The sequence below is a fragment of the Mesorhizobium sp. M7A.F.Ca.CA.004.06.1.1 genome, assembly GCF_003999135.1.
In the GTDB taxonomy this organism is placed as follows: Bacteria; Pseudomonadota; Alphaproteobacteria; order Rhizobiales; family Rhizobiaceae; genus Mesorhizobium.
The window spans coordinates 1-19,807 of sequence record NZ_RZPQ01000024.1; the positions used below are offsets into that span (position 1 = coordinate 1).

A 19,807-nucleotide genomic window follows, 5' to 3' on the forward strand; every position below is an offset into this window, starting at 1 on the left:
GTTAGTGAGGAGTTTCTGGATTGGGGTGGCTTATCGGTCGGGGATGCCGGGAACATCGAACGCAGTGCAGAAGTCGGCAACGTCTCTTCGTACGCTCGCATGAACTTCCTGGTCATCGGGCTGGCGGCAGACCGAGTCGATGAAAGCGGCGATCTGCACCATCTCCGTTTCGCGCATGCCCATGGACGTCACCGCTGGTGTCCCTAAGCGGATGCCGCTTGTCAGCGCCGGATGCCGCCGGTCGCCCGGGACCATATTGAAATTCGCAATGATGCCTGCACGCGATAAGCGCTCCGCATAGGCTTTGCCTGACAGCGACCGGTCCCGAAGATCAAGGATCAGCATGTGATTGTCAGTGCCCCCGGTGACGAGTTCATAACCTCGCTCCAGAAGTGCCTGGGCCAGAGCCTTGGCGTTGTGGACGATCTGCTGACCGTAGACACGAAAGGACGAGTTCGCTGCTTCCTGCAAAGCGACGGCAAGCGCGGCGATAGTATTCATGTGCGGTCCGCCTTGCAGAAGAGGGAACACGGCGCGGTCTATACGTTTGGCCAGATTGTGTTTGCTCTTCGGATGATGGAGGGGCTGATAACGGTCTTCATTCCTTGATAAAATGAAGCCACCCCGGGGACCGCGGATCGACTTGTGAGAGGTGCTGGTGACCACATCGCAATGGGACACGGGGTTCGGATGCACTCCTGCGACAACCAGGCCGCAGATGTGGGCGATGTCAGCCACCAGATACGAGTTCACCTCCGAAGCAATTTCGGCCATGGCCGCGTAGTCAAAAATACGCGGATAAGCAGTTCCGCCGACCCAAATTAGCTTCGGGCGTTCCCGCTTGGCGGTCTCGCGCAAGTGGTCATAGTCAATTTGCTGTGTCTTTTCGTGCAGCCTGTACGGGACGCGCTGATAATCGCTGCCGGAAAAATTGACGGACCAACCGTGAGTCAGATGGCCGCCTTCGGGTAAAGGCAAGCCCATGACTTTGTCACGGGGGCTCAAAAGCGCGCGATAGACAGCCTGGTTGGCTGGCGAGCCTGAATAAGGCTGGACGTTGGCGTGTTCACTGCCAAATAGCGCTTTCAGGCGCTCGATCGCGAGGGTCTCAAGCTCATCGACGATCTCGTTTCCGGCGTAGTAGCGCGCACCGGGGTATCCCTCGGCATACTTGTTGGTGAAAATCGACCCGGTCGCTTCCAACACCGCCGAGGAGGCAAAGTTCTCGGAGGCGATCAGTTTGAGAGTTGTCCGCTCCTGACGCTCCTGTCTTAGAAGCAGTTCGTGAACGCGGGAGTCGACGGCGGCTAAGTGAGGCCGCCCGTAAGTGTCGGGCTGCGCGATGGCGCCGCCGGCGGAGTTATCCATGGTAGTCGCGCTCCATTTGGACTGATCTATTTCACGATCAAGCAGGCGGTCCCTTCAACCGCGCGTCTTGTATTGCTTCCAGGCGTTGTAGGTCTCTTTTATGATGGCCATCATCGTGGGGCAGGAGATCGACCACCAATTGAGCCAGCCCGCCATCCTTGCCTCCTGCTTGCATATGGTACGAAGACTGCGGACGTTGTTCGTTGCAGCAAAGAAAGTTGGCTCTGACCAGCCGCCGAACGTGGCGTCGAACCTGCTCGCGAGGCAGACTGGTAATATCGGCCAGCTCGCCGACGGTTAGATCCGCATGCGCGCAAAGGCCCAGGATTCGAAGGCGATCAAGATGCGCTGCCGTCCTTAGGCGATTTACCAGTGTCAACATTGGTTGGCATCAACCCGGACGGGATGCAGCAAGCCGCTAGCCCTTCTATCCCCATCAATCCGCATGAGACCTCTCTCGTCATTTGCTGTAAATCCGCTGGTATGGATGCTAATGGAAGATAGATCACAGTCCTTTCTACGACTAAGACGCCAGATATTGGGGCTAATGTACCACCTGACAGGAGACTACACTCACGAACATTATGTGAATTTTTTTTAACGTTGCTGAGAATCAAGGGGGAGGTTTGGCGAATGTCTCGCCGTCGACTGTCGAATCCTGCCCGACGGGATTATAGGGTGCGTAGCCTGCTTGTCCTTTCCACATGACCAGCGACGATGGGGCGAAGGCGGCAGACATAGCTCTGGAGCATGCTGCGGTATCTTTGGCCTGAAGCCGAGGAAGGCGGACCGTGGCTTCCGCGCCGCTGCCGGGAGCCCGCGAACAGGCCAAGTGGATCAGCCGGGTGTTGCCGTCATAGAGCGTGAGACCCAAAGCTGGCCAGCCGCGCCCTGAGGCTGACGCACCGCTCAGCGTCCACCTTGCTCTCGAAGCCCATCGGCATAGCGCCGATAACGACTTGACCGCGTGCGTGTCGACGAGCGATCGGTGAGCGCAAGGATCGAGGGTGCAGTGCAGGATAATGCTGTTTTAAATCAGCGCTGTTTTCAGCCGACTGCCTTGAGCGTGGGCACAAGGATATAGGCCCAAGGCAGGAGATCATCGTCTGCTGTTCGGGAGGCCGCCCTGGGCGCGCGACAGCCGTTCCTTCGGCTGCGCCGCTCCGCCACCATCCGCGCCGTGCCTTCCGGAGACCATTCCCGCTACCGGCCGGCGCCCGTGAAAACCTCGACCCGGCGCACCGGCTCGAGATGGCTGGGCTCAGCGTAACTCTGAAGTCGTCATATACCGAAGCCTTCACAGACTTCGGACATCCCCCTCACAGTCCGATCCAGATGGCGTCAGGAACACCGCTTGCGTTGATGCGGATGAACCCCTGCTTGTGCCACAATGACCCTTATGTCAGCGCGCGAGCCAAAGCTTCCGCGCAAGGCGACGGCTAGGATAAGGCAATGCCGACGAAGGGCACATTGCTTGCCACACTCTGGAATGATGGCATGCTCGGAAGGCCTAGGCTTTGCTCAGGGCCGCCTGCAAGGCGCGCTTTGAGGTTATTCACATAGCCTTCTGCGTAGTCCTGCGCCGTCGAGACCGAAAGATCAATGCCTGCCGCCAAGGCCTCTTCCATCAGGTGCTTTACGAGCCCATTTCGAATGGCCAGCTTGACCTCGGGGCCTGCGATAAGGCCGATCGCCTGCGCGGCCATATTGAGGCCAGCTTCCTCCAGCGCTCGCTTCATATCGCCTCCATTAATGGCCGTACGCAGGAGATTGGCTGCTTGCGACTCAGCCTCGAGAACCATCGAGGCAAGATCGGCTACTTGTCCGAGGCCCGGAATGAAGCTGAGCAGTCCCACCGCCGTTGCCGCCAAGTCGAGCACTTTCGTCTCGATTTTGAGCACGGAGTCGACGACGTGCATGACGGCCCCGCCGTTCTTTTTGGCTGACTTAATGTCAGGCTGGTCCATCAGGCCCATCTTCATGTCCGCGACGGCATTCTGCTCTTCTGCGGTTTGGGCGCCGTGGGTGATTGGCTGCTGAACGTTGCGGTTCGCAGACGACATGTTTGTGCAAAAATGGGCAAAGTCTTTTTTGCTGATATTGCCGGAATCAACCGTATGCCCGCCGCCAAAGTCGAAGAATTTATGATGGGTCTTATAGCCCGTGATCGAATTGTTCAGGAGGCCAAACAAAAGAGGATCTGAAAGGAGCTGAGAGGCTGCTTCCCGCACTTTCGGATCAAGGCTCTTGTCGTCTTTCATTTTCGCCAGTTTGTCGCGAGTCAGAACACCGCTTCCAAAGAACGTGTCCTGATGGTCCTTGATCATCTCGACCGTATTCAGCTCAGTTTGCGTGAGGCTCATCGACGATGAGGCGACTTGCAGGAAATCCTCTTTGTGCATCTTCCCTTTCGAGCCACCGCACAACTGGTTCCAAGCATCGGGGTGATCGAGGAAATATTGCGCCGCCGCAATGACCTGGGGCGGAAATTTGCCGTTTTTCGATTCGCCGCCGACCATTTTCTTGAACTCATCCAGACTCAGGTCCTTGGACAGATTTTCGGAGTACCGGTAAAACTCCCGCAAGGCATCGCTCAAGGTCATGACCGAAGGCTGCAAACCTCCGCTGCCGTCGGATGGTATGTAGTTCTGCTCGTAGCTTCGCGCTTGGGCTTCCTGAAATGCAGCAACTTGTGGGTGGTGGTTTGAAAATCCGGCCAAGTCCTTGGCGTTGATCTTGCCTCCACAGCGGCCGTCGCCCTGCGAGCCAATCGCATAAAAAAGTCCCGAATCCTGCTGCAGTCCCTGGATCGCCGCTTTAAGATCCGGTGGCGTAGAGGGATCATTGGCTTTGTCGGTCAACGACTTCCAAGTAAGCGGGCATTGGTCCTTGTGACGGTTGAGTACCGCAACAATCTGCAACTCAGCCGTGGTCAGCGACCCACCGTTCCACGTGATTCCGGGGCTCGCCCTGGGAGCCGGCTCGATCTTCGGAGTGACGCCGAGCAGATGTTGGGCTTCAGTCGCCTTGGAGCGTTGCGATTGGTCCTCCTTGAGAGCCGCCCTCATATTTGGCGGCAGCTGATCCAGTGGGTGTTGCTCCAAGCCATTCAATGTCAAGACATCCGGTGCCAGATGGCCCAAAGGGTCCTGCCGCAATTTATCCATTGTCGAATCAAGATTCGACGCTGGCAGATCCCCTTGCGCGAAAGAGCCGGGCTTGTCTGCCAGCACACAAGTGGACAGCATCGCTTCGAAGCACGATGCACTTTGCTGATGCTGGGTCGCAAAATGGGAAACTTTCAGGCCCGGCCAACCCCTTGCGGACTGTAGCGAATTTGAGCGGTAGAAAGTTGAAAGATTACTGGCCGACATTATGCATCCTCAGACGTGACGTTGAAATCCCCACAAGAGACCCCGACAGAAGATCCCTTGCGTTTCACAAAATTCGACAATTCCAAGCGTCGGCAGGTCACGAATGCGCCTGCCCTGCCTTCAATTGCTGTGTTCCGGGCCGGCTCCAAGGTTCGGTCCAACACAATGGCCGGAGTCACCGCGAGAGCTGCCGGGACTCATCATGAGCGGATTAGCTTTCGAGAAACTGACGAGTTTGCGAAGAGTTCACAAAAGGGTAGCCGCAGTCATGTTCTTCAGAGCTGCGGGAAATCCTCAATGTTCATTTCTTGCCCAGCTCAGGCTTCCCGCCAACGCTATCCTGTTGTGGGATGTCAGAAGAATAAGAAGCATCCGGTCGTCCGTCGCGAACGACCGTAGTGGAGGAGCCGCGAAACAAGATCAGCACTGATTCCTTTGGCGTTGCCGCTATGTGAGTCTGCGCCTGCGCCTGCGCCACCAAGCCGTTAAAGGTCTGCTCCACGAGTGCGACGAAGCGCGGTGGACCGGAAACGAAGACGAGGCCATTGCCTGGCACGGGTTTGACCACATAGCGCTCGTCGGAGATATCAAGCTTGTCGAGAGCCCCCTTGAACGCATCGAAGCGAATCGACGTCATCAAAAGCATTCGAGTTTGCGACTCTTGTGCAGCAGACACATAGAGCACAAGGCCGTCATAGTACCATTGTAGACCGTAAAGGTTCGTCAAGCGGTCGAGGAACGCGCGCGGTGGCAAATCAGGCATACGTCCGCGAATTCGCCCCTTCACCGCAGGACTGATGTTGACCCTGATATTCAGGTTGTTGCCGAATTCCTGCAACGCTGCAGCGAGCTCCTGATCCAGAACCGTGTATCTATAGGGTGTCGCCGGAAGGGACAGCGGGACTGCATGCGCCGGGTGAATCCCGGTGGACAGAAAAAACCCGGCACAAAGAAGTCTCAAAACATGCAGGGTGACGGGTTGGATAAGCGTTCTCGGCATGTCGCACTGATAAACCAAACGCTGAAATCATCACAAGTGACTAAATTGCCGAAGAGATTTTAGATTGTCGAAATGACGCCGCCGTTAGTCAGCTTGTTGTCAGCTTGCCCCCCTAGGAGTGTTGCGCCGACACCGGGTGATGAATGGGCGGGGCTCGCCCGGTCAGAGAGAGCAACCGAGTCCTTACATGATGATGCCTGTCACGTCGATCTCTGCCACTCTAACGGCTGGCCTCCCCAGGGTCGGATCACCGTCGATTGTCGAGCAGGCCCAGTTTGAGCGCGCCTTAGGGCATGCAGCCGACTCGCTGAAAAACGATGCCGCCGCGGGGCCAGCGAGTGCGGCGCCAGTTGCTGCGGCGATGGATGTTCAGCGCGCGGCTGCGCCGACGAGCGGCATGGGCGATCGCGTGTTGCAGACGATTTCCTCCCTATATCCACACAACACTGTTTCCTTCCCCGCGCTCGACCATGACATAGCCCTTTCGAAGGGCGCTCTACCGGGACCGGCGCAGAAGCTTCCCGTTCCAGGTGAGGCGGGAACCGGAATCTCGGGCATTCCCCAACAAGGGCAAGACTTCGAAACGATGATGGCTGGTCTTCGGGATGTTTACAACGGCGTCACCCAGGTGGCGCTTATCTCCAAAGGCGTCAGCGGCGTCACATCATCCGTGAATAAACTTTTGAAGGAAGGCTGAACCGCGCGCATGATTGGCTTGGCCGAGGGCGAAATCATGCGTGGCCTGTCAGGGTGGCGGTCGGTTAGACTTGTCATGCTGCCAGTTCTCGTCGCCCTCACTGCTTGCAAAGCCGACCTCTACACGCAATTGCAAGAGCGTGAGGCAAATGAAATGCTCGCACTTCTTGAAGACAACGGGGTCGCCGCGATCCGGGTGGTCGCCAAGGATGGAACCAGCACGATCCAGGTTGACGAAAAGCTGCTCGCCTTCTCAATCAACCTTCTGAACGCCAAGGGGCTGCCGCGCCAATCCTTCAAGAACCTCGGTGAGATATTCCAAGGATCAGGCCTGATTGCCTCGCCGACCGAAGAGCGTGCCCGTTACGTGTATGCCCTGAGCGAAGAGTTGTCGCGGACGATCAGCGATATCGATGGCGTTTTTTCTGTACGTGTTCACGTCGTGCTGCCGCATAACGACCTTGTGCGAGCCGGTGCCACGCCATCCTCGGCCTCGGTGTTTATCAGGCACGACGCAAAAACAAATGTCGCGGCTCTGCTGCCAAAGATAAAGATGCTTGTAGCCGACAGCATCGAAGGCCTGTCCTACGATAAGGTGGAAGTGGTTTTGGTGCCGGTAGAACGGTCCGCACACGAGCAACGGCCCGATCCGACTGCTGTCTTGCCACAAGCATCACTACCTCTTCCTGCGCCACTTCTGGCGACCGTAACAGGTTTTGCCGCAGCCGTATTCGGCGTGGCCTGTTATCTCTTGATCGGCGTTGTTACGCGTCGGCGCAAGCAATCAACCGGCGTTTCCAAGGTCGAGGGGCGCCGGGATGCTTCTGCTGTCGAGGCCATTCGCAAAAGAATGCCTGCAATTGGACGTGGGTGACATCTCATTGCCAATGCCTATACAGACCGCCCGACCTGATGGTCCGCACTTTCCGGGCGCGAGCGAGCTTGCGGCTTCGGCCCATCCAACCCGTCTTGCGGCGCGTCTTGATCCAGCGTTATCGGCCGAAACGTTAGTGAAGTTGCAGAAGTGTTCCAGACTGCATCCAAGGCTGGCAGAATTGCTGGGCAACGATGACGTGGATCTGAACCACATCGGCTGCAGGCCGGACCTTCTACGCGGGCATGATCCATATCGAGCGGCCCTTCTTGCTGGTAGTATCTGGCATGCCCGTTCGCTGGTCGCGTTTGTCTCTCAGCCTGAGCTTGCCATCCTTGTTAAACGCATCGGCGTGGAGGCACACGCATTCGGAATCCGACACCTGCTGCATGCTGTTGACAAAAGACTGATCTCGGACCCAGAAAAACTCGCTCAGCAAATCGAATACGATGGACACGCATGTCTTGGGGCTTGGCTCCAGGACAGTTCAGCTACCGAGCGTAACCGCGTGCTTCTTCGATTGCCCGAGGGGACTGCCGCGGAGACTCCAGCACCTGAGCATTGGACCGCCGCCGGCCAATTGCTTTCACTTGTAGTAGCTCATTTTGAGACAGAGACCCCGGTGAAATGACAGTCGAACTTTCCGAGGGGCCAATAGCGCCGCAGATGCGTCCAGTCGGACCACTGATACCCGCGAGCGAGCTCGAAACCTGGCACAGCGCCGCGCAAGCCCTTGCCGCGGCAGAACGGCATCGGCAGCGCGTTCGAAACTGGGCACGCGCGGTTTACCAGCGGGCGTGGGCGCGCGGCCACATGGAGGGCTCGAATGCAGGCACCGAGGAGATGGCAGGGTTGATTGCGGAGACAATCTCCGAAATCGCGCGACGAAAGGCGGCTCTGGAGCAGGAATTGCCGCAGCTCGTGATGGAAATATTGAGCGATCTTATCGGCGCTTTCGATCCGGGCGAGCTATTGGTGAGGGCTGTTCGTCACGCCATAGAGTGTCAATACAGCGGCGCCGACGTTTGCCTTCATGTTTCTCCCATGCAAGTCGACATGCTTGCACGAGAGTTTGCTCGATGCGACGGCCAGGATGGTCGACCAAGGGTGCGGATCGAGCCCGACCCGACATTGTCGCCGCAACGCTGCGTGCTGTGGAGCGAGTACGGCAATGTTGACCTTGGACTTGACGCCCAGATGCGCGCGCTGCGCCTTGGTTTCGGGACGCTCTGTGAGAAAGGCGAGCTATGAGAAAGCCCGTCCCAGAACATAACGCTGACGCCGACACTCGAGCTCTCGTTCCAGCAATCTCGTCTTTGAGGGCTGCGGCCAAGCGAATTGACACGCGTGCGGTGCGCGGTCGGATCACGCGGGCTATCGGCACACTGGTTCATGCCGTCTTGCCAGACACTCGTATTGGGGAACTTTGCCTCCTAGAGGACCCGCGAACCGGGCTGTCGCTCGAGGCCGAGGTGATCGGCCTGTCGGGTGATGGTGTATTGCTGACACCGATCGGGGACTTGGTGGGCCTATCCAGCCGCGCAGAGGTCGTGGCCACTGGCCGAATGCGTGAGGTGCCCGTCGGCGGCGATTTGCTCGGTCGCGTGATCGACAGTCGTTGCCGCCCATTGGACGGCAAAGGCGAAATCAAGACCGTCGAAACTCGGCCCCTGCATGGCAGAGCCCCCAATCCGATGACGAGGCGCATGATTGAGCGGCCATTCCCGCTTGGGGTCCGTGTCCTCGATGGTCTGCTGACGTGCGGCGAGGGCCAGCGGATCGGGATTTATGGCGAGCCAGGTGGTGGCAAGTCGACGCTGTTGTCACAGATCGTAAAGGGTGCCGCCGCTGACGTCGTCATAGTGGCGCTCATAGGCGAACGTGGACGGGAAGTTCGTGAATTCATCGAAAGGAATCTTGGTGAAGAGGGCCTTCTCCGTACAGTCGTCGTGGTTGAAACATCCGACCGCTCGGCGGTAGAGCGTGCGCAATGCGCTCCGATGGCGACTGCGCTCGCGGAATATTTCCGAGATCAAGGCCTACGCGTTGCTCTCATGCTGGATTCGCTGACGCGCTTCTGCCGCGCTATGCGCGAAATAGGCCTTGCTGCGGGTGAGCCGCCGACGCGACGGGGCTTTCCTCCTTCCGTTTTTGGCATGCTGCCAGGCCTGCTCGAGCGCGCCGGCATGGGTGAGCGGGGCTCAATCACGGCCTTCTATACGGTGCTTGTAGAGGGTGATGGCACGGGTGATCCAATCGCCGAGGAATCGCGTGGTATTCTCGATGGCCATGTCATCCTCTCACGCGCTATTGCGGCGCGATCGCATTTCCCCGCTATTGATGTGCTGCAGAGTCGCAGCCGCGTCATGGATGCAGTCGTTTCGGGGACACATCGCAAGGCAGCATCCATTTTCCGCGAGCTCCTGTCGCGCTATGCCGAGACCGAGTTCTTGATCAATGTTGGCGAATACAAGCCAGGTGGAGATCCCCTGACTGACCGGGCTGTCGCGTCAATCGACGAACTGAGGGAGTTTCTGCGCCAGAGCGAAGATGACGCGTCAGATTTCGAGGAGACGGTCGCATGGATGTCGCGTCTGACCGCGTAAACTGGATTCAGTCTTCGAGGTTACGGCTTCTGAAGGAAATGCAAGAGCGTCGTGCCCTTGGCGAGCTGTCCAAGAAGGAAGCCCAGCGCGATGTGGCCGCCTCAGCCGTACAAAATGCCTCTAGGGAGCTTGCAATGATACAGCAACATTGTTCAAGAAAAGAAGCAGCGCTCTATCAGCATCTGATGTCACTCGACAACTTGTCTAGCGCAGCGCTCGACCGTCACCGCCTTCACACTGAACAACTTGCCGCTGAGATCAATTCCAGACGGCAGATGCTTGATGATACCCAAATCGCTCAAGAGGAGGCTGAGATGGCGGCGTCCAGGACGAGGGAGCTATGGGTCATATGTTCGGCGGCAAGGGACAAATGGCAACAAATCGAGGACGACGTGCGGCGCGCCGTCGAGACTCATTCGGAGGCCGCAGCCGAGATCGAGGCCGACGATGAGATACTGCTGAAATATGCGAGGGGGTCGCTTGCCTAAATGCCGCGCAACCGGATCCGACGGTCGCAAGAGGTCGTCCGAATGACACGACCGTGCAGTCTTTGATAGGCGCTGCGGTCACACCCGCCATGTTCGAACCAGTTCTGAAACTGTCCCACACGGTTGTCTCGTGGCTCAATGATACAGCAGCGCCGCGCACGCCGTTTCAAAGCCGGATCAACGAGGTGCCGCTATCGGTGCGAACGGCAGGGCTTGTCTGGCAGCAGGAACCTGCTGCCATTCCGATGCTTGACTGCGTCTGGAGAGTGGGAGCCGAAACGGTCATCTTGTCACTGTCGCGCCCGCTCGTAGAGGAGTTCATCACGACAGTGCAGAACGGCTTGGCCTTCCCTTCCGAGCCAACTGCTTCGCTAATTCTCGAACTCGCTCTGGAGCCGCTTGTCACTCGACTGGAGGAGACGACGCGTCTGAACGTGCAACTCGTGCGGGTATGCGAAGCCACGATGCTGGCTCCTCATCTTGAACTCGACATCATTTTCGGCGCGGTCAAGGGCAAGGGCCGTCTATTCCTGTTCACGCCACTTGACGGCTTAGTACCGCCTGCGTTTCGCGCGCTAGGCGAACTGCTTGCCCAGTTGCCGCGGCAGCTGGGCGGGCTGCCTCCAGAGCTCCCGCTCATTGTTGCAGGAGAGGTCGGCACGCTTCGCCTTCCTGCGGCGCTTCTTCGAAGCGCATGTGTCGGTGATGCATTGTTGCCCGATATTGCGCCGTTCGGCCGCGGCCAGATCACCCTAGCTGTCGGCCAGTTGTGCGCCGAGGCGGATCTTGACGGCGATGAATTAATCTTGCGGGGGCCTTTCCGCCCGCGACCGTGTCCTTTGGAGAGTGCGCATATGACACAACCCGGATCGCAACTGGAGCTTACTAAGGATCTCGACGATGTCGAGATCGTGCTTGTCTTTGAATGCGGCCGCTGGCCTATTTCTCTTGGGGAATTAAGAAGTGCCGGCGAAGGGCATATTTTTGAACTTGGATGGCCGATCGACGGCCCGGTCGACATAGTGGCCAATGGTCAGCGTATCGGGCGTGGCGACATTGTCCGCATCGGAGAAGAGCTGGGCATCAGGCTGCGTGGCGGGTTTGCATGCAATGAGTGAAGCTCAGCCGACAATCCTGGCGCTTCTTGCGGTTACCGCCGGACTCGGTCTGCTGGTTTTAGCAGTTGCCACGACAACGGCCTTTGTAAAGGTATCAATTGTTCTTTTCCTCGTCCGCAATGCGCTCGGGACCCAGACCATACCACCCAATGTGGTGCTGTACGCCGCGGCGATGATCCTCACTATGTTCGTTAGTGCGCCCGTTGCTGAGCAGACCTATGACCGCATGTCGGATCCCAAGCTCCACTATCAGACATTCGACGACTGGGTAAGCGCCGCTAAAGCCGGAAGTGAGCCCTTGCGCGAGCATCTCAAGAAATTCACAAATGAAGAGCAGCGGCGATTTTTCCTATCTTCGACAGAAAAGGTCTGGCCAGAGGAAATGCACGCTGCAGCCACGCCTGATGACTTTGCAATACTTGTACCATCTTTCTTGCTATCGGAATTGAAGCGTGGATTTGAGATAGGGTTTCTACTTTATCTGCCTTTTATTGTTATAGATCTGATAGTGACAACTATCTTGATGGCGATGGGCATGTCGATGGTCTCACCAACTGTTATATCTGTCCCGTTCAAGATCTTCTTGTTTGTTGCCATTGATGGTTGGTCAAAATTGATGCATGGGCTTGTGCTGAGTTATACGTTACCGGGAGGCTGATCATCACTGAATCCAGCATCATTACTCTTATGAGCCAATCACTGGTGGTTTTCATGATCTGGATTCTACCGCCGCTCATTGCATCAGTGGTTGTCGGCCTCGTCATCGGCATCCTCCAGGCGGCGACGCAGATCCAGGATGAAAGCTTGCCGCTCACCGTGAAGCTTCTGGTCGTTGTCGCGGTGATTGGGCTGTTTGCTCCTGTGCTAAGCGCCCCGCTCATAGAGCTAGCCGATCAGATCTTCACCGAGTTTCCCGCAATGACACTTAGCTACTAGTCCGCCCCATGGACGCGCCATCGGCCGATATTCAAATTCTGATCCAGACGGCTCTCGAACTCGTCGTTGCGGCAGGTCTTGGGGCAGCCCGCGCGATGGGCATCATGCTGATCTTTCCCGTATTCACACGCTCGCAGATCAGTGGGCTGATCCGGGGCTGTTTGGCTGTTGGCTTCGCACTACCATGCCTGGCACATGTCAGTGGCGGATTGCCGGCGCTGGATCCTGATACACGCCTGATCCAGCTAACCCTGCTCGGATTCAAGGAAGTTTTTGTCGGTGTACTCCTTGGCACTTTTCTTGGCATTCCGCTTTGGGGCCTTCAGGCTGCCGGGGAGCTTATCGACAACCAACGCGGCATCAGCAGCCCGACCGCTTCGGCCGATCCCGCGACGAACAGTCAGGCTTCCGCGATGGGCGTTTTTCTGGGGATCACTGCGATTGCCATATTCGTCGGATCAGGAGGCCTGGAAACTTTGATCAGTGTCCTGTACCGCAGCTACTTGATCTGGCCGGTGTATCAGTTTCACCCGACACTGAGCGGGCCAGGAGCAATGGAGTTGTTGGGGCTTCTCGACAGCATAATGCGCACGGCATTATTGGTATCGGGGCCTGTCGTGTTCTTCCTGATACTGATTGATATATCGATGATGCTGCTGCGTCGCTTTGCCCCGCAATTTAAGGCGAGCCAACTGTCTCCGGCAATCAAGAACATTGTCTTTCCAGTTCTCATGGTCACCTACGCTGCCTATCTGGTGGAGAGCATGAAACTGGAGGTCACACGTGCCAACGGCGTGCTGGAGTGGTTCGACAAATTGCTGCCATGAGCGACACAAGTGAAGAGAAGACACACGCCGCCAGCCCGAAGAAGTTAAGTGAAGCGCGCAAAAAAGGACAGCTGCCACGTAGCTCCGATTTCGTCCGCGCGGTCGGGACTTGCGCTGGGCTCGGCTACCTTTGGCTAAGAGGCAGCGTGATCGAGGACAAATGCCGGGAAGCGCTCCTATTAGCCACCAAGTTGCAGAGCCTACCTTTCGATACCGCGGTGCCGCAGGCATTGGTTGTGCTCGTCCAACTCACCGTCGCGGCTGTTGGCCCGCTGCTTGGAACCCTCGTCGCCGCGGTGATTTTGGCCAGCCTGCTAGCCAATGGTGGATTTGTCTTCTCTCTGGAGCCGATGAAGCTCAGCTTTAAGAAAATTGACCCCTTTGAAGGGCTGAAGCGCTTGGGGTCTGCTCGTTCCATGGTCGAAGTCTGCAAGACCATGTTCAAGGTATTGGTTCTCAGCGCAACCTTTTCCATTGTCCTTCTCGGGATGTGGAAGACAATGGTCCCTCTGCCGATCTGCGGCATGGGCTGTGTTGGCCTCATCTTTATGGAGACAAAATTGCTGATGGGAATTGGCGCCGGCGCACTGCTGGTCGGCGGACTGATCGATCTCCTGCTCCAGCGCGCGTTGTATCTGCGCGAAATGCGCATGACCAATACCGAAGTGACGCGCGAGTCGAAGGATCAGCAAGGAGCGCCAGAGTTGAAAGGTGAACAGCGTCGCATCCGCGAGGAGGCGGCCGACGAGCCTGCGCTTGGCGTGCAACGCGCCACGCTGGTCTTAACAGGAAGGGCGGTCCTGATCGGTCTGCGTTACGTTCGCGGTGAAACCGGGGTGCCGTTCTTAGTTTGCCGTGCCGAAGGTGAGCGCGTTTCACATGTGTTGAGCGAGGCGCGGGCACTACGCCTGACGATCGTCCATGACCATGTCTTAGCGCGTCAGCTGATAGGCACTACAAAACTCGGCCACGCGGTTCCTATGCAATATTTCCAGCCTGTCGCGAAAGCATTCTTTGCCGCAGGCTTGGCCTAGTCATTGGAAGTCCACGACTGCCAGTTCAAAACTGACCTGGCTCCATGCTAGTGGCAAATGTCGGCTGGCCATCCGTGCCCCAGTGTCTCTGTCAGGCCAACCGCGCAACCGCGGGCCTGGGGCAATCACTCCCCTCGGATCTGCCACCCAGCAACTACGGCAAGTCCTCCGGGCATGACCTTGCAGCCTCTGCTGGCCGGTGCGTGGCGCAGTCCGAGGTTTTGAGGCCGGCAGTACGGATTTGATTGGTGCAGCCGTTGGAATGCCCTCGTCAGCTAGTCGTCAACTAAGCGCCCTATGTTGAACAGCCGTGCTAACTTGAGCTCGGTTGCGAAACATAGGAGTACGAATCGTCATGTATGGTCGAATTGGTGGCTCATCCGATAGTTACCGCGCGCATAATGCCGGCGAGCAAGCGGATGCAGGAAGCGAAGGGTTCGCGGACACATTTGCCCGAATGCACTTATCCGGATCGGAAGGTAGCGGCGCCTCATCATCGGCGGCTCCCCAAGCATACTCCCTCAATTCCCGACCTCCTGTGGTGGAGATCAACAGGACTTCCTTCAGGAGACAGGTGAGGCAATTTCATGGTGATGAAATCACGCACATCGCCGACAATCCTCAAGAGTATTCAGAGTTCGTATCGTCACGAGCCAGGCGCACCGCGGACGTTGCTCAGCAATATGGCATCCGTCGAGATACGGAGCACGCGCGATATTTCAGTTACCAATTGGGAGACCGGAGTGCCGGACTGCTGAGAATGGAAGGCGGATTCAGCATGAACGAGTTCGAATCGGAAAGTTGGCGGGAACAATTTCCTGGTCGAACTGAGGTCACTTCCATAGTGGATCTTCAAGTCGCCCATCCGCTCGTCGAAAATGCGGGCGATATTCTGCTGGAGCATCAACTTCGGATAGACGGCGACCGACCGTTGCTGAATTGGCGTGCGGCTAATCCGGAAGCACAAGCGCGCGCGCAGACGATGGGGTTTGTTGAAGTGGATCATGGCGACCTGGTGCTTGACCCTACGCAGCATCCCGACAAATGGACGAAGAACAGTGCCGGTGAGTGGCAGCGTGCAGGCAAACCTCCACTCTATCTCCACAAAACCGAGGACAGCGACAGCAGCGATAGCGGGTCCGACGACGATTTCATGTGATTTGTCGACCCGCCGCCGAGCCTTGCAACTGGTGACGGTTGCAAGGCTGTTGGCAGTGAATGCTAATTGTCCGGCGACAGCCCCGCCTTAGCGCCAGCGCCGCCGAGCAATCCAGCCCATCTCCCAGACAATAAACTGCGGATGCGCATCGTGGGTGCTTGCGAGCGGATTGTATTCGGGCCGGAACTCCGCCTCTTGGATACGAGCTCTCCCGAATCCAATTTTCTCCACCACACCGTTGGGTCGTTGCGATGCGCCGATCCCGATCGGATCGGCTATGCCTGCTCCGCGCTCGCAGGAAGACCTTCCGCCTCGATCTTGGCGGCGCGATCTCGGCGATAAGTTGGATGGGAGGCAAGATACGCCGCCACGTCAACAGCAGGTAACGCGACATCGCAAATCGGCCCTGACGGTAGCCGATCGACTCCAATCGCCGGACCGCAACTCGCGCAGCGGCATTCGCGGTTTGGCCAGGAGAAATGCTCGCTGACTCACAGCGTGGCCGGCCGCATTCTGCCCTAGACCCCAAAGTACGTGCCCTGTCATGCAGCCTGCGCCGACGGGAGCTCGGCACGCGAATTGCGTGGTTGGCGGCCAAGCCCCGAGGTCAACAAAGACTTACAGAAAGCGGGGGTGAGTTTGCCGCGATGAATTATGACCTTCTCGCGACCGGACCTAGCATCGGCTTCCTCTCGCTCTCGATTGTAGCCGCGCTGTTCGTTGGATTTAACGTGGCAAGCGGTGAATTCGGAATCAGCCAGCCCTTCTAAGTTTCTGGCCAAGACGGGGCGACTCGTGTGGATGTGCACCCACATCGGGCTCGGCATCGCACCATTGACCAGCATCTTGGGCTGCAGCTTCATCTCAAACAGCTTTCCTGGCTCGCCACGCAGCGCGACCGGTGCCTCCGGCGGCATCAATTCGTCGGCATTGCACAAATGTTCCAGGTATTTTTGCGCCGGAAATGCGTAGGTCTTCATGCAATCAGTCGTAATGCCGGCTTTTCCTTCATTCAATGCGTTGGCCTGTCCCAGCACCATGTTCAGCAACCCTTTGAGCTGGTCTGTGCGTTCGTGCACTTTGGGTAGCTGGGTGGAGGTGAGTAGCAGGCGTACATTACGCCCGTGCAACCCGGCGAGACAGGTTTGCATCTCAATGGCCTGGGCTCGCAGGTACTGGGCCACATCGTCCACGACCTTACCGGCCTCCTCAGGCTTCATCTGGCGCACTTGGGAGACGACGCTTTGCTGACCGGCCAGATCGAACTGCAAAAGTTCGTCCAATCGTTTGAGCCGCTCCGTCAATACCTCCATTGACAACGCGGCGCCCCCGATTGTCGAGCCTGCCCCCGACGAACTCGCAGCCACCTCTTGCGCTCTCACCTGTGTACTCGCAACTTGATCCGAGCGCGCGAGAACCTTGGCTGCTGGCACTGTGCCGGCGTTCGAAGCGACTGGTGTTGATGGCTGCCCGGCGGCAGAAGTCCCGGCGCGAGCTGCCGACTTATGCTTTGACTTCCCTTTCCTTCGCGCTGTAGTGCCTTCTGACACTGCAGCCGTACCAGCAGTGTCAGCCGGTATCGCAGCGCCTGCCCTGGCCGGCATCGCAGCGCCCGCCTGGGCCTGTGGCGCCATGATGGCTGACGGCGGAGACTGCAGGTTCAACAAGTGCATGGCATCGTGCGCAGTGATCCATGCATCGTCCACGATCCGTTCGAACAGTTTCAATGGGAGGCCGGCATCTGGGTAGGTATGGCTTAGCTTGGTATGCACCTCGTGCAACGCCAATCCAAAATCCGAAAGCCGCTCCATGATTTTTTCTACAACCGCGCAATCATGAGCGTTGAGTGTTTTGCCATCCATTATGCCCTTCGCCAAAGAGAGGGCGCGAAGAGCTTCTTGAGCGGCGCTTGCCATCAGCTGCACCACTCCATTTCGACCGACGAGGAGTTCCTTCAAATCTGGCTCGAACCTGCTCGCCCGCAGTTCAATCTTGGCCCGCGCAAGACCGATCCGCTCACGGACCAGCCAGATCCTGACACTCAGTACCGAGCCGGCACGCAGCCGCAGTGCGCACCGCTCGGCTTCCCGCATCACGGGCGTTCCACTGGATAGGCTAGCGGTGGCAGCGCAGGCGGATCGCTGTCGTTCGGAGCGCCATGCCTTTTTTTCCCACCACTTAATTGCCGCCGTATGGTGGTTCTCCACATTTAAAATCAACAGCTCCTGCCGGTCCGCCTGGGAGTAGGAGTAGAGTCTATCGACCATACCTGCCGCTATCTTGGTCTTTTCGTCCAATTTCGTGATCGTCGACAGGCCAAGTTGGTCTACTTCATTCGCGGCGTCGCACACGATCTGGCAACATCTACGCACCTTGTCGTCTGGCATAATTGTCTGCGCCTCAGCCGCAGGCAGGCTAGCGCGGTACTCCAGAATTGCTGAGGCTGCACCGACGACCCGACTGATCAGCTCCACCGCCTCCTCGGGAACGTCGGTTTTCCTGGCCGCAGCCTCGCAATCAGTCAGTTGTTGAACAAGACTGTTCATTCTGAGCTGTGTCGGACTGATATCTTCATTTGACGATGAGCTGGTGCCTTCCACCTGCGCGGTTGATAGTTGGCTACCGACCGGCGCCATGGCTTCGCCCTCAGACATGGAGGGAGAACCGCGCCGCCTTGCGGCTGCGCCACGTGGCGCTACGGTTCCGCGTGGTGGCGCAGCGGCTCCACGTGGCGGTGTGTTCAGGATTTGATCTTCGCCAATCGAGGCGCCTGGCAGACTTTCGCGGGCATCGCCTGGACCGCGCGCAACTGGAAGGGAGGAGGGCCTCCTATCGGCGTCCCCAGAGCGCATCTGCTCCACAACGGAATCGAATGACTGTCCACCTTCTCCCGCAGCAAGACTTGATTGCGAAAGGGAACTGCTCGCCCGCCCCGCGCGGCTGGCTCCAGTTTCAGCCTGCGATTTCCGTGGTCGGCCAATGCCCTTCATATTGCGTCTCCGTAGTAGGCGAGAATGTGCTGCTATTGTGCTGGCGGCTGACGAGACCAGCGGCATCTTTCGGTTAACGTCACGGTCAGCCAGACCCGCGACGGCGTAATGTTCCCGCCAAAGTGCTTCTCAGTAGCAGGCCAAGATTGGCCCGAGCTCACAGGACTTTCGCAACGTTGCCATCGATGTCCTGAGATTATCAGCGCTTCAGTCCGCCGATTTCCAGGAACAGCGAATGAAATCAGACCAACTCGGCCAGCTCCCCTTCCTAGACACGTGCCTGACGATTTTATTGATGCGTCACTCCTCTCGTTCGCCACCGACAAAGTCACACATTTGCTTCAGAGAAGCGTGTGCGTTGCGTATCGCGCGGGAAACCATTTCGATCTATAGTTACAAAAAGTGTCGAGACGGGACCTTTGGATCCGAAGGTCAGGCACGGCCGGCCTAGATAGACCGCTTGGCTGACGATTAGCTGACGATGGGAGTTCTCACGAACAGGGCAAGAAAATCCGACCGCTTCAAGCTTTCGATATGGTGAGAAGAGGATCCGCACCGGCCTCCCAAAGCCGGCAGACCATCCCATGTTCGTACGGTCGCCGACCTTCTCGAGGCCAATGAGCTCACCGCGCCGGGCCGTGATGTGCAGGCGAGAGAATGGTGATGCAAAGACCGAGTTCCTGCTCGTTGCGTGCGCCCGTGGAGCCAGCAAGAATACGGTCATTGCGGTCATGCAGCACGTGGACCGTGCCTCCTGTTCGACACCACAGCATCGAGATGCAAACCAGCTGCTGCGGCTGCCATTCGGTCGCGGCATGCGTGGACGGCGGGATTGGCCGAACAGCCGAGATCGTGGTCGACTGTTCGATGCGAGAGCAACATCCTGCAGAGCATACGGTTTTTGCGCTGGCCGGTTTTTGTCAAAAGCCGTCAGGTTCTCGAAAGCTCCCGCCCTTAGCTTGATCGAGGTTAACCTTTAACACGTCGCCGCCAATGGCAAATGCCGGAGTACCTGATGATAGCAGCAATTGGGAGTGGAGTTGGCAACCTCGGGACTTCCTTGATCCGAAAGGGCCATGGGGATTCGAAATCCGAGCATTCTGGTGATGGCAAGCCGGCTGATGGCAATGATGGCAAGCCAGCTGGTGGGAATGATGGCAAGGCAGCTGGCGGGAACGATCGGGCGGATAACCGGACCGTTTCAAATGATCAACTTCAAGACAACTCACAGTCTGCAGCACAAAGTGAAGCCTTCCAAAGTATCCTGCGATCGTTCGCGTTCCAATTCGCGAACGATGCGATGGCTGAGGCCGATGAAGCTTTGGATGACACAGAAG

General features: G+C 57.7%; 18 protein-coding genes. 13 read left to right on the forward strand and 5 right to left on the reverse strand.

The features are described 5' to 3' along the window. Positions 1–30: 30 nt before the first annotated feature. The 4 genes from glyA to EN906_RS03340 all read right to left on the reverse strand — a co-directional run bounded on the left by glyA (position 31) and on the right by EN906_RS03340 (position 5,742). Positions 31–1,368: a serine hydroxymethyltransferase gene (glyA, locus tag EN906_RS03325; RefSeq protein ID WP_063169266.1), complete on the reverse strand. Its 1,338-nt coding sequence runs from the start codon at positions 1,366–1,368 to the stop codon at positions 31–33. Between the two features lie 37 nt (positions 1,369–1,405). After that, on the reverse strand, positions 1,406–1,750 hold the full coding sequence (locus EN906_RS38930; protein ID WP_084831489.1) for a helix-turn-helix domain-containing protein: 345 nt from the start codon (positions 1,748–1,750) through the stop codon (positions 1,406–1,408). Positions 1,751–2,807: 1,057 nt separating this feature from the next. Beyond that, positions 2,808–4,742, reverse strand: a complete 1,935-nt coding sequence (locus tag EN906_RS03335) for an HrpF/NolX family T3SS translocon protein (protein ID WP_127267847.1) — start codon at positions 4,740–4,742, stop codon at positions 2,808–2,810. A 301-nt stretch (positions 4,743–5,043) separates the two neighbouring features. Further along, positions 5,044–5,742: a secretin N-terminal domain-containing protein gene (locus EN906_RS03340; RefSeq protein ID WP_024505367.1), complete on the reverse strand. Its 699-nt coding sequence runs from the start codon at positions 5,740–5,742 to the stop codon at positions 5,044–5,046. Positions 5,743–5,929: 187 nt separating this feature from the next. Between EN906_RS03340 and EN906_RS03345 the strand changes: the two genes are divergently transcribed. The 12 genes from EN906_RS03345 to EN906_RS03400 all read left to right on the forward strand — a co-directional run bounded on the left by EN906_RS03345 (position 5,930) and on the right by EN906_RS03400 (position 15,480). After that, positions 5,930–6,439 (forward strand): nodulation protein NolB, encoded by a 510-nt coding sequence (locus EN906_RS03345; RefSeq protein WP_024505368.1) that lies wholly within the window; start codon positions 5,930–5,932, stop codon positions 6,437–6,439. Between the two features lie 36 nt (positions 6,440–6,475). Beyond that, the gene (gene sctJ, locus EN906_RS03350) at positions 6,476–7,312 is read left to right on the forward strand and encodes a type III secretion inner membrane ring lipoprotein SctJ (RefSeq protein WP_281035262.1); all 837 of its coding nucleotides are present in this window, start codon (positions 6,476–6,478) and stop codon (positions 7,310–7,312) included. Continuing rightward, positions 7,305–7,943: a nodulation protein NolU gene (locus tag EN906_RS03355; RefSeq protein ID WP_335930789.1), complete on the forward strand. Its 639-nt coding sequence runs from the start codon at positions 7,305–7,307 to the stop codon at positions 7,941–7,943. The genes sctJ and EN906_RS03355 overlap by 8 nt, the downstream gene beginning before the upstream one ends. After that, positions 7,940–8,563, forward strand: coding sequence for a type III secretion system stator protein SctL (sctL, locus tag EN906_RS03360; protein WP_024505371.1), 624 nt, complete (start codon positions 7,940–7,942; stop codon positions 8,561–8,563). The genes EN906_RS03355 and sctL overlap by 4 nt, the downstream gene beginning before the upstream one ends. Next, on the forward strand, positions 8,560–9,918 hold the full coding sequence (gene sctN / locus EN906_RS03365) for a type III secretion system ATPase SctN (protein ID WP_024505372.1): 1,359 nt from the start codon (positions 8,560–8,562) through the stop codon (positions 9,916–9,918). The genes sctL and sctN overlap by 4 nt, the downstream gene beginning before the upstream one ends. Then, positions 9,894–10,406: a hypothetical protein gene (locus EN906_RS03370; protein ID WP_032899688.1), complete on the forward strand. Its 513-nt coding sequence runs from the start codon at positions 9,894–9,896 to the stop codon at positions 10,404–10,406. Before sctN ends, EN906_RS03370 begins: the two co-directional genes overlap by 25 nt. Before the next feature lie 89 nt (positions 10,407–10,495). Next, a complete protein-coding gene (gene sctQ, locus EN906_RS03375; protein WP_095769044.1) occupies positions 10,496–11,524 on the forward strand; it encodes a type III secretion system cytoplasmic ring protein SctQ in 1,029 nt (342 codons plus the stop codon). Then, a complete protein-coding gene (gene sctR, locus EN906_RS03380; protein ID WP_029354851.1) occupies positions 11,517–12,182 on the forward strand; it encodes a type III secretion system export apparatus subunit SctR in 666 nt (221 codons plus the stop codon). The genes sctQ and sctR overlap by 8 nt, the downstream gene beginning before the upstream one ends. A 29-nt stretch (positions 12,183–12,211) precedes the next feature. Beyond that, positions 12,212–12,460: an EscS/YscS/HrcS family type III secretion system export apparatus protein gene (locus EN906_RS03385; protein ID WP_081714428.1), complete on the forward strand. Its 249-nt coding sequence runs from the start codon at positions 12,212–12,214 to the stop codon at positions 12,458–12,460. An 8-nt stretch (positions 12,461–12,468) separates the two neighbouring features. Then, entirely contained in the window at positions 12,469–13,287 is an 819-nt protein-coding gene (gene sctT, locus EN906_RS03390; RefSeq protein WP_024505376.1) for a type III secretion system export apparatus subunit SctT, read from the forward strand. Continuing rightward, a complete protein-coding gene (locus EN906_RS03395; RefSeq protein ID WP_127268423.1) occupies positions 13,284–14,321 on the forward strand; it encodes an EscU/YscU/HrcU family type III secretion system export apparatus switch protein in 1,038 nt (345 codons plus the stop codon). Before sctT ends, EN906_RS03395 begins: the two co-directional genes overlap by 4 nt. 355 nt (positions 14,322–14,676) lie before the next feature. Then, the gene (locus tag EN906_RS03400) at positions 14,677–15,480 is read left to right on the forward strand and encodes an Effector protein NopP (RefSeq protein WP_127268422.1); all 804 of its coding nucleotides are present in this window, start codon (positions 14,677–14,679) and stop codon (positions 15,478–15,480) included. A 542-nt stretch (positions 15,481–16,022) separates the two neighbouring features. Here the strand turns inward: EN906_RS03400 and EN906_RS03405 are convergent. Next, the gene (locus tag EN906_RS03405) at positions 16,023–18,134 is read right to left on the reverse strand and encodes a hypothetical protein (protein ID WP_236383459.1); all 2,112 of its coding nucleotides are present in this window, start codon (positions 18,132–18,134) and stop codon (positions 16,023–16,025) included. A 1,351-nt stretch (positions 18,135–19,485) separates the two neighbouring features. Here EN906_RS03405 and EN906_RS03410 point away from each other — a divergent pair. Continuing rightward, on the forward strand, positions 19,486–19,807 hold a 322-nt coding region (locus EN906_RS03410), incomplete at its 3' end, for a hypothetical protein (RefSeq protein WP_127375068.1).